This window comes from Pseudoxanthomonas sp. z9 (assembly GCF_006542425.1).
In the GTDB taxonomy this organism is placed as follows: domain Bacteria; phylum Pseudomonadota; class Gammaproteobacteria; order Xanthomonadales; family Xanthomonadaceae; genus Pseudoxanthomonas_A.
Genome location: NZ_VFID01000011.1, coordinates 77,607 through 89,702 on the forward strand (window position 1 = coordinate 77,607; position 12,096 = coordinate 89,702).

At 62.2% G+C, this 12,096-nt stretch carries 3 protein-coding genes; all 3 read left to right on the forward strand.

The window, feature by feature from the left end:
- The first annotated feature begins 20 nt into the window (after positions 1 to 20).
- The 3 genes from FG323_RS12565 to FG323_RS12575 are packed head-to-tail and all read left to right on the forward strand — an operon-like array spanning position 21 to position 11,674.
- Positions 21 to 5,777 (forward strand): IPT/TIG domain-containing protein, encoded by a 5,757-nt coding sequence (locus FG323_RS12565; protein WP_181444208.1) that lies wholly within the window; start codon positions 21 to 23, stop codon positions 5,775 to 5,777.
- Positions 5,770 to 11,109, forward strand: a complete 5,340-nt coding sequence (locus FG323_RS12570; protein WP_141455026.1) for an RHS repeat-associated core domain-containing protein — start codon at positions 5,770 to 5,772, stop codon at positions 11,107 to 11,109. Before FG323_RS12565 ends, FG323_RS12570 begins: the two co-directional genes overlap by 8 nt.
- A 16-nt stretch (positions 11,110 to 11,125) precedes the next feature.
- A complete protein-coding gene (locus FG323_RS12575; protein ID WP_181444209.1) occupies positions 11,126 to 11,674 on the forward strand; it encodes an Imm57 family immunity protein in 549 nt (182 codons plus the stop codon).
- The last annotated feature ends 422 nt before the right edge of the window (positions 11,675 to 12,096 follow it).

A 12,096-nucleotide genomic window follows, 5' to 3' on the forward strand; every position in this document is an offset into this window, starting at 1 on the left:
GGAAGAAAGTGCGGAGCACCGTGTTCTGGCGAGCGTGGAAAGCCGTAATCGCGCTGATGATTTTCGGCGTAGCGGCATCGCTTGCGGGCGCGACCACCTATCTGTACGACGCCAACGGTCGGTTGGTGGTGGCGACGAATGAAGAGGGCGCGCACGCGCGATACGTCTATGACGCCGTCGGCAACCTGCAAGGAATTGAAAGACTGCGCCCGGACGAACTGGCGATATTCAGCATGGAACCTGGTCGCGGCGCACCAGGTGCGCACGTTCTAATCCGGGGGCAAGGATTCTCGGCCGCGACGGCAGGAAACCGGGTCGCGTTCAACGGGACTGCTGCGGAGGTCGTACGGGCATCACCGACGTCGCTGACGGTGGTGGTGCCGGCAGGAGCGACGACGGGCTTTGTCGCGGTCGAGGCGGGTGGAGTGTCGACCGTCAGCACCTCGGCCTTCGTCGTTGACGAGAACGAAGCACCGCCAGTGATTCGCAGGATCGCGCCGTTGCGTGTCGCGGTGGGAGCAACCGTTGGAATCGATGGCGAGCATCTGATGCCGATCCCGGGCCAAAGCAAAGTATCCGTATCGGGGCGCTTTGTGTCCTCTGCTCGTGAGTCTGCAGGAAATCATATTGATTTCGTGGTGCCAGCCAACGTCGGGAGCGGCAAGGTTAGGGTCACCACCCCATTCGGCAAGGCTGAAAGTGACGAGGACCTGATCGTGCTTCCGCGTGATGTCTCGCCCGCTGATGTTGAAACGGTTCATCGGATTGCGCCGGGTTCGGAACCCGTTTCCCTGGGCGCATCCGGTTCTGGAAAATGGGTGGTGGTACTGTTCGATGGAAAGCTCGGGGACTACCTGAGCATTCAGTCCGATCCCGGCACCGGATCAGCCGTCGAATATGTCGTCCGCGATCCCGCGAATCAGATACTCGCAAAAGGCTCACTGTCTGCAAGTCTGGCATCGCTCCATTTGCCTGCTCTGAACAAGACGGGCAGCTATGCGATCTACATGAAACGCGCACCCGAGGCGGGAAGCTGGCGGTTGTCGGTGGAGGTCGACCCGACGCAGGCCATCGACGGGGAGTCTCGGGCACTTGGAGTATGGGCGCCGGGTCAGAGCAAGCGATTTCTTCTTTCCGGAAGGATCGGCGACAACCTGGGCCTGGGCATCAGTGAATTGGATGCACCCGGTGGCAGCTATGCCCGTGTCGAGGTGTACCGGCCGGACGGCACGCAGTTGCGGTACCGGTACTGCTACGTCAGTGATGGCGGCTGTGACGTGAACCTATCGCGATTGTCGGCGGGCACGTATGCGGTGGTAATGGAGCCTGCGTGGTCCAGGCAGCAGGTGCAATTCAAGGTCACCTTGTCGACAGATGTGACGGGCTTGTTGTCACCGGACGAGTGGAAAACCCTGGCGCTGGACCGATATGGCCAGAACGGCCGGCTGAGCTTCACAGGCACGGCCGGGCAGCGGTTGGGCCTGCAGGTCAGCGGGCAGCAGACACTGCCCGCTGACCGGAACGTGTACTACACCGTGTACGCACCGGACCGCACTCTGCTGACGTCCGGGACCCTCCGCGGCGGCGGTGCGCTGGATCTGCCGGCGTTGCCGGCGGACGGCAGCTACCAGGTGTTTGTGGATCCGTACTACGGCGAGACGCTGACCGCGCAGCTGCGGTTGGCGACCGGCACGGCCGAAGGCTTGGGGGTGACGAACACGCCGGCCGCGTATGAAGCACGCGGCACCGGCGAGGCGGCGTACTTCACCTTCACCGCCAGGGACGGGGACAACCTGGGTCTGGGCATCAGCGAACTGCGCATATCCGGTGGAAGCTATGCCTATGTCCGGGTGTACCGACCGGATGGCAAGCGAGGGTGGTCCAGTACCTGCTACCTCAGCCATGGCGGCTGCGAAGTGAACCTGCCGCGGTTGTCCGCGGGCACCTACGCGGTGGTGGTGGAACCAGCCTCGTCCACCCAGCGCTTGCAGTTTAAGGCCACCTTGTCGGCGGACGTGACAGGTGAGCTGGTGCCGGATGCATGGACGCCATTGATACTGAGTCGACCGGGCCAGAACGGCCGTTTGGACTTCACTGGCACCGCCAGCCAGCGGTTGGGCCTGCAGGTCAGCGGGCAGCAGACACTGCCGGCGGACGGGAACGTGTACTACACCGTGTACGCACCGGACCGCACTCTGCTGACGTCCGGGACCCTCCGCGGCGGCGGTGCGCTGGATCTGCCGGCGTTGCCGGCGGACGGCAGCTACCAGGTGTTTGTGGATCCGTACTACGGCGAGACGCTGACCGCGCAGCTGCGATTGGCGACCGGCACGGCCGAAGGCTTGGGGGTGACGAACGCGCCGGCCGCGTATGAAGCACGCGGCACCGGCGAGGCGGCGTACTTCACTTTCACCGCCAGGGACGGGGACAACCTGGGTCTGGGCATCAGCGAACTGCGCATACCCGGTGGCAGCTATGCCTATGTCGAGGTGTACCGGCCGGACGGCACGCAGTTGCGGTACCGGTACTGCTACGTCAGTGATGGCGGTTGCGACGTGAACCTGCCGCGGTTGTCGGCGGGCACGTATGCAGTTGTGGTGGAGCCAGCGTCGGCCGGGCAGCGGTTGCAGTTCAAGGCTACCTTGTCGGCGGATGTGACAGGTGAGTTGGTGTCGGATGCGTGGACGCCATTGACACTGAGTCGACTGGGCCAGAACGGCCGGTTGCACTTCACCGGCACGGCCGGGCAGCGGCTGGGCTTGCAGGTCAGCGGGCATCAGACACTGCCGGTGAACTGGGACGTGTACTACACCGTGTATGCACCGGACCGCACTCTGCTGACATCCAAGGCCTTACGGGGCGGTGGTGCGCTGGACCTGCCGGCGTTGCCGGCGGATGGCAGCTATCAGGTGTTCGTGGACCCGGCTCACGGCAAGACGCTGACCGCGCAGTTGCGGTTGGCGACGGGCACCGCCGAAGGCTTGGGGGTGGCGAACGAGCCAATCTCGTACGAAGCACGAGGCGCCGGCGAGGCAGCGTACTTTACCTTCACCGCCAAGGATGGGGACAACCTCGGCTTGGGCATCAGTGAGCTGCAGATAACTCCGGAGAACTGGCACACCTACAGCTATGTCCAGGTGTACCGACCGGATGGCAAGCAAGGGTGGTCCAGTACCTGCTACGTCAGTGATGGCGGCTGCGACGTGAACTTGTCGCGATTGTCGGCGGGCACGTACGCGGTGGTGGTGGAGCCGGTATCGGCCGGACAGCGGTTGCAGTTCAAGGCCTCCTTGTCGGCGGACGGGACAGGTGAGTTGGTACCGGACGCGTGGAAGACACTGGTGCTGAGTCGGCCGGGCCAGAACGGTCGGCTGAGCTTCACCGGCACGGCCGGGCAGCGGTTGGGCCTGCAGGTCAGTGGGCAGCAGACGCTGCCGGCGAATCGTTATGTCTACTACTACGTATACACCCCCCAGGGCAGCTTGCTGACTTCGCGGTCGGTGCGAACTGGCGACACATTGGATCTGCCAGTGCTGCCGGCGGATGGCACCTACCAAGTGTTTGTGGATCCGGAGTACGGCGAGACGCTGACGGCGCAGCTGCGGTTGGCGACCGGCACGGCCGAAGGGCTGGGGGTGGCGAACGCGTCGGTCTCCTATGAAGCACGAGGTGTGGGCGAGGCGGCGTACTTCACCTTCACCGCACGGGACGGGGACAACCTGGGCCTGGGCATCAGCGAACTGCGCATACCCGGTGGTAGCAATGCCCGTGTCGAGGTGTACCGGCCGGATGGCACGCAGTTGCGGTACCGGTACTGCTACGCCAGTGATGGCGGCTGCGACGTGAACCTGCCGCGGTTATCGGCGGGCACGTACGCGGTGGTGGTGGAACCGGTCTCGTCCACTCAGCGCTTGCAGTTCAAAGTCACCTTGTCGGCGGATGTGACGGGTGAGCTGGTGCCGGATGCGTGGACGCCATTGACACTGAATCGACCGGGCCAGAACGGTCGGTTGCACTTCACCGGCACGGCTGGGCAACGATTGGGCCTTCAGACCCGTGGACAGCAGACGCTGCCGGCGAATCGTCATGTCTACTACTACGTGTACACTCCCCAAGGCAGTTTGCTGACTTCGAGGTCGATGCGAGCCGGCGGCACACTGGATCTGCCAGTGCTGCCAGTGGACGGTACCTACCAGGTGTTTGTGGATTCGGAGTACGGCGAGACGCTGACGGCACAGTTGCGGTTGGCGACCGGCACGGCCGAAGGGCTGGGGGTGGCGAACGCGCCGGCCGCGTATGAAGCACGGGGCGCCGGCGAGGCGGCGTACTTCACCTTCACCGCAAGGGAAGGGGACAACCTCGGCCTGGGCCTGAGCGAACTGGCCGACAATGAGGACCGTCACGCCTACCTCCGTGTGTACCGGCCGGACGGCACGCAGTTGCGGTACCGGTACTGCTACGTCAGTTATGGCGGCTGCGACGTGAACCTGCCGCGGTTGTCGGCGGGCACCTACGCGGTGGTGGTGGAACCGGCCTCGTCCACTCAGCGCTTGCAGTTCAAAGTCACCTTGTCGGCGGACGTGACAGGTGAGCTGGTGCCGGATGCGTGGACGCCATTGACGCTGAGTCGACCGGGCCAGAACGGTCGGTTGCACTTCACCGGCACGGCCGGGCAGCGGTTGGGCCTGCAAGTCAGCGGGCAGCAGACGCTGCCCGCTGACCGGAACGTGTACTACTACGTGTATGCGCCGGACCTTAGTCTGCTGACGTCCGGAGCCCTAGAGGGCGGCGGTACGCTCCGCATGCCGGCGTTGCCGAAGGACGGCCCCTACCAGATATTTGTGGATCCGGCTTACGGCGAGACGCTGACGGCACAGCTGCGGTCGGCGACCGGCACGGCCGAAGGGTTGGGGGTGGCGAACGGGCCGGTCGCGTATGAAGCACGAGGTACGGGCGAGGCGGCGTACTTCACCTTCACCGCCAGGGAAGGGGACAACCTGGGCCTGGGAATCAGCGAGATGCGCATTGTCAGAGGCAACTCTGCCTACCTCGACGTGTATCGGCCCAATGGTGATCGAATGATGCATGGAACCTGCAGTGCTGGCTGCCGTGTGAACCTGCCGAATCTGCCGGCAGGCATTTATGTGGTGATAGTGAAACAGAGCCCGGTTGGGCGGCAGTTTCAGTTCAAGGCCACGCTGTCGGCGGACAAGATGGGCCTGCTGCTGCCGGACGACTGGAAGGCATTGGTGCTGGATCGTCCGGGGCAGGGAGCACGGCTGAGCTTCACTGGCACGGCCGGCCAGCGGCTGAGTCTGCAGGTCAGGGGGCAGCGGACGGTGCCCGCTGATCGTCATATCCGTTACGAGATCTACAGCCCCAATGGCAGATTCTTGACTTCGCGAGCGCTGCGAAATGACGGTACGCAGGACCTGCCTGCATTGCCAACGGACGGCACCTACCAGGTGTTTGTGGATCCGATTCATGGCGAAACGATGACCGTGCAGTTGCGGCTGGCTGTCAAGCCGCCCATCTCGAGCCGAGGCCGGCAGGGTCGAGTTGAGCCGGTGTTTTCATGGCGCACCGCAAGAATTCGAATGGATGCAGGCCCGTCTCCGGACGCGCGTGCAGGGCGCTGGATTCAAGATGGGAGCCATCGACTCCTGCCGATGCGCCCGCAAATCGGCAGTACACGAAGCATGGCATGCCTGAACACCCGTGCACGCAGCCGAAGAGCGGCAGGCCTCAAGGAAGAACAAGGAACGCATCATGGATAAGCACCCGCGCAGTCAGAAGAGCTTTTCCCTGGCCGTCTTGCTGAGTCTGTTCGCGGTCACGGCCAGCAGCGGGCAGGTACCGTCCCAGTCGGTACCTCCGGCGTCGATGGACAAGAACGAAGTGCCTACGTCCACGCGCCAGACCTTGACACCCATGGAGCGCAAGGTGCCCCTTCAGGATGGACGAACGCTGGTCCTGTCGGGTGATGGCAATACCTTGATCGAACGCGATGCGAATACCGGTGGGATCACGCATCGAGTCGAACTGGAATCCGTGCGAATCGGGGCGAGCCTGACCCTGATGCCACAGGGGCGCGTGCTCATCTGGGGAGGCACGACTGCGGACGGCAAGTTGCAGCCGGATGGGGTCTGGTACGACCCGCGTTCGCGTCGCATTGAACCTGCGCTTGGCCTGCCCATGTCGGCCCGGGCGGGCCACAGCGCAACCGTGCTGACGGATGGGCGTCTGCTGTTGGCAGGCGGGCAGGGTGCCGGGGATGGTGCGCAACTTTGGGACGAACGAACCGGAGTGCTCACCCATGTCCAGCGCCATCCTGGTGACCGGATGGCGGGTCATCGGGCGACCTTGCAGAGCGACGGAAAGGTCAGGTTGCGCGGAGGCGGGATTGCGGGACGGACGACGTCGACCGACGTCTGGTTCGACCCCGACACCTCGTCGTTTATTGAAAGGGCGCGCAACGACAACGAGCCCGCGCAGGCGCCCCGGATGGCGGGATCCCTGCCACGGCAAGGCGATCAGGCGGTCTCGACGGATGCGTTGATCGCCGTCAGGTTCACCCAGCGCATGCGCGCGCAGGAACTCAATCCTTCCACGGTGTCGTTGCTGGGGCCCGGCGGAATGACCCCCATCGACATCGTGGTGGTCGAGGAGGGCAGGCTGGTATTCGCACGCCCCGGACAGGCGCTCTATCCCGGATCCCGATACTCGCTGCTGGTGGATGGCGCGCATGCGGTGGATGGCCGCGCCATGCCGCTTGCGGTCCTGGACTTCCAGACGGCTGTCATCGCCGGACCGGGAGAAGCCGAGGCGACTGCGGAGCAGCTTCCCGGCAACGCCGACCTGATCCAGGACAGCTCGGCGGAATGCGGATACCTGGAAAAACGCCAACCCTGCCGCAGGCAGGGCGCGTTGAAAGAAGGTGTCTGGCAACCGGGTCAGGACAATACAGACGGACGCTGGCGGGTTCCGGGAAACCAGCCGGACCTGCGCAACACCGAACTCATTGATCGCATCGTCCGCGCCATGCGCTTTACCAGTGTCATGGGGCAGATTCTCCGGGTGGACGGCGTGCCGGTGGCTGATGTCGAAATCAGCATCGGCGGCCGGCACGTCAGGACCAACCGGGATGGCTACTTCCTGTTGCACGAGGCTCCCGCGGGCAAGCAGGAACTGTATGTCGATGGGACCACCGCGAACTCGGCGGGCGTGGAGTACGGGCAGTTCGTGGTCGGGTTGGATGTAAAGCCCGGCCAGCTCACCCAGATTCCCTACACCCTGTACCTGCCGCGTATCACCGCGCGGGACAAGAGCAGAATTGGCTCACCGCTCGGCAGGGACACGGTACTCACCCATCCGGACATGCCGGGCCTGCAGGTCCTCATCCCGCGCGATACCGTCATCCGGGACCGCAAGGGGCGGCTGGTCACCGAACTGGCCATCGTGCCGACGCCGGTCAACCGCGCGCCGTTTCCGGTGGCGGACAACTATCCGATGTACTTCACCCTGGAGCCCGGTGGTGCGACTGTGCAGGCGCTGACACCGCGAGCGGCGGAGGGCATCCGGATTTTCTATCCGAACTACGACGGTCACCCGACGGGCACCCCGGCCAACTTCTGGATCTACGATCCCGCCGAAGGCTGGCGCGTCTACGGCCAGGGGCGTGTCACCAGTGACGGCAGCCGCTTCGCACCCGAGAAGGGAGTGGCGCTGCACCAGACCATGGGCGGAAGCTACTCGGTGGCGAGCAACGATCCGCCCACCGAGCCCGACCAACCGCCCTGCAGCGAAGCCTGTGGTTCCTCCGGCTCCGGTTCCGGCGCCACGGCCGGGGATCCCATCGATCTCTATACCGGCGAATTCTTCTACTCCGAAACCGACGCCACCCTCAACGACATCCTGCCTGTTGCGATCAGTCGCCACTATCGGCCGAATGACACCGGCAAGCGGGAATTCGGCATCGGCACCACGTCGAATTTCGGCTATCGCATGTTCTCGCCGCCGGGTTCCGGCTATGACCTGATCCAGCTCATCCTGCCGGGTGGCATGCCGGTGGATTTCACCCGCATCGCGGGTACCGGCCTCACGGGGACCTGGAAACATTCGGGCGGCACGACCGGGTTCGCCGGTTCCGTCCTGAAGTATGTATACGACGATCAGGGCTATGGGCTTCTCCTGACCCTGCGGGATGGCGCCATCATGCGCTTTGGCAACTACGCGCCCAACCCGCTGCGCTGGATGAAGGACAAGCACGGCAACCGGGTCGAGTTTGTCTATGACGCGGGTTTGCTGGTACGTATCGTCTCTTCCAGTGGACGCTATCTGGCCCTGGAGCACGACGGCAACAACCGCGTCCAGCGTATCCGGGATCATTCCGGCAGGATCTGGGCGTACGCGTACGACGACAACGGCTTCCTGGCGCGCGTGACCTATCCCGACGGCACCACCCGGCGATACGGCTACCGGACCGAAAAACTCCCGGGTGGAAAGCGGAAGTCCCGGCTTGAGTCGATACACGACCAGAACGGCCACCGCATCGTGTACAACGAGTTCGAAGCCAGGGGCGAGGGCGGATGGAGCGGTCGCGTGGTGCGGCAGACCCAGGCCGATGGCGGCATCTATCGGCTTGAGTACGACCACGTCGATGGCGACACCGTCGGCACGTTGGTGACCCGCCCGGATGGAAGCCAGCGCAGGCTGGTATTCGACCTCGTCAGTCACTATCCCGTCAGCGACACATTGGGATATGGCACCGCGCTGGCGCAGACCACCCGATTCGAGCGTGACGCGGCAGGACGGTTGAGCGCGAAGGTGGATCCACTGGGGCGGCGTTCCGAGTATCGCTACGATGCCGAAGGCCAATTGACGGGCGAGACCCATCTGCCGGGAACCCCGGAGGCCAGAAAGCTTGCCATCATGTACAACACGCATGGCGACCCCGTTTCGATGACGGACGCATTGGGCAGAACCACCACCCTGGGATACACCGATCGCTGCCTGTCCTCGGTGACCGATCCCGCGGGCCAGGTCCGACGTATCACCTGCAACTTTGCCGGCCAGCCCGCCGCCCTGTCGGACCCGCTCGGCAATCGCACCAGGTTCGAATACGAAGGCTACGAGTTGACCGCCACGATCGATCCGCTGGGCCGGCGAACCGAAATGCGCCATGACGCGCTGGGCCGGGTGATCAGCATGCGTGATACCGCGGGCCACACCGCGCGACGCGAGTACGACGCCATGGGCCGGATTGTTCGCCAGATCGATGCGACTGGTGGTGTGACCGAGACCGGCTACGACGCCAACGGCAACGTGATGGCCGTCTTGCTGCCGCACGGCGCCGGCATCACTTACGCCTACGACGCGCGCAACCGGTTGACCGCGCGCACCGACAGCCTGGGCCAGACCGAGCGTTGGACCTATGACCTGATGGACCGCGTTACTTCCCATTCCGATCGCAATGGCGCGTTCACCCGTTTCCAGTACGACCTGCTGGGCCGGCTGGTACGGGTGGAGCAGGGACAGCATGTGGTCACGGCAAGCTACGATACCGGCGACCGCGTGCTGAGCATGGACGACAGCGACACAGGAACCCTGCGCTGGTCCTACAACGCGTTCGATGAAGTGGTGCAGGCCGCCAGCCCGCAGGGCATCGTGCGCTACGAGTACGATCGCGGTGGACAGCGCATTGCCATGACTGCGGACGCGCAGCCCCGCATCCAATACCGCTATGACGCGGTTGGCCGCCTGACACGGTTGTGGCAGGGCAGCGAAAACGTGGCCTTCGACTACGATGCCGCCAGCCGGCTCATCCGCACCACGCTGCCCAACGGCGTCGAGACGGGCTACGCCTACAACCCGGACAGCCAGATCACCGGTATCGCCTGGACCAAGCCGGGTCAGGCGACACTGGGAACGCTGGGCTACGGCTACGACGCGCTCGGCCGCCGGGTGGCCCAGACCGGCACCCATGCCTCCCAATTGCTACCGGGAGCGAGCCGGGGCAGCAACACCTTCGACGACAACAACCGGCAAACGCAGCACGACGGCAAGACCCTGAGCTACGACGCCAACGGCAACCTGCTGAGCGATGGCCAGCGGACTTATCACTGGAATGCGCGCAACCAGCTGGTCGCCATCAAGGTCGGGGATTCAGTGCAGGCCAGCTTCCAGTACGACCCATTGGGCCGACGCATCAGCAAGACCGAAGGCGGGCAGACCATCACCTATCTCTACGACGGTGTGGACATCGTGCAGGAGCGGATGGGCCACACGGTCAATCCCGTCCTGACCGGACTAGGCATCGACCAGCGATTTGCCCGCAATGAGGGCAGAGAGCGCACCTACTTCCTGACGGATGCATTGGGTAGCACCCGGGCATTGACCAATGCAGCCGGTGAAGTGGTGCAGCGCTATGACTACACGCCGTATGGACAGACCCGTCAACTCAACGCCGGCACGACCAACCCGTATCAGTACACAGGGCGGGAGCGGGATGGGTCAGGCATCTACTACTACCGAGCCAGGTACTACTCGCCGGGAATGGGGCGGTTTATCAGTGAGGATCCGATTGGTCTGAAAGGTGGGGCCAATACATATGCTTATGTAAGTGGAAATCCTCTTTCCTATGCCGATCCAAGTGGTCTCGCACGATGCTATTACGCAATATATGAGGAAAGACTGATCTGTTATCCGGAACACTCGGATAACAATGGCGTAGATATTCGTGTTGCGTCAGGAAACAATGGAGGTGGATCGAGCTGTAAAAACAATCCTGACTGCATAAACATACAGAGCAGGGGCCCCATCCCCATTGGTGAATGGAGATGGGATCCGGACGGATGGACAGGAAAACCAAACGGCCGTGTTCTTGAGGCGGAACCTGAAACTGAAGACTTTGGCAGAGATCTGTTTAGGACCCATAGCTGCGCAAATCCATTCGGGCCATCTCTGGGGCCGAGATTCTGCTCCGAAGGATGCATAACCGGAACTACTTCTGACATTCAAACTTTGAACAAACTATTGGATGCCGAGCCAGGTAGCTCGCTTCGCGTGAGCGATTGGTTGCCGCCCAGATTTCCTCCGCCAATTTTCTAATTCGAGGATGAAAGGCATGAGAAACAGCAATGTCTCCATTTCGCTTGCAGCTCTGTTGATGTTGGTAATGTTCCCATGCATAACTATGGCAGAAGAAAGCCTACTTGAGCGAGCCATGAGCGGTGCAGAGTATTCAGTAATGACATCGCTGATAGTTCACAGAAACGGGAAGAGCAAATACCTATGCGCTACAACAAAGTACGCATGTGTCGGAATGGATCGTGCGGAGCTTGGTGTTTCTCTGGTGGGTGGCGCTAGGCACAAGAACGCAGCAAAGAGGCTCCTCGGACTGGTTAGATATCAAATGGATGCGGGGCTTTCTGCCGACTACAAGTGCTATATCGGGGCAAATGGAGATGGAGTTCTTCTGGCGATGAAAAGTGCGGTCCCTAGCGCATTGAGAAGCCAATGCGTCAGCGAGTTTGATGGGTTCCTGAGAAGAGTGAAAAAAGAAGACTACGAGATAGGGGTTGACAAAATCTGCAGGACGGAATCTCAGATATCAAGGGAATTGCAGGACATGGCAGAGATAGCGAAATTAGGGTTGGATGAAGACTGCATGTAGATGCAATAAAGCGGGCTTTTTTTAGCGGCCTGATTTCATAGTCACTCAAGTTTCAGCAGAAATTGTTGAGGATGTTCTTTCAATGAGGCCGCTTTTTATATTTTCTTGCCCATCATGCGAAAAAAATAATATTCGTCTCTTCGTTATTAAGTCACTCAATAGGATCGTGGCAGTTAGATGCAGAAGCTGTGGGTACGAAATCAAGTCAGAGAGTGCGCTTGGAACGTATGTAATTTTCTTGATTTACATGCAGGCAGTTGTATTCGTGGTGGCGGTTCCATTCGTCCTGGCAATGGCGGGTGGAAAGTGGTTGGTAGCTATAGTCGCGTTCGCAGTATTTGTGGTTTTTGTGATTCCGCCAGCGATGCTGCTTCATGCTCGAAACATAGCAAGGATTCGCAATCGATGAGCGCAACGGAAGC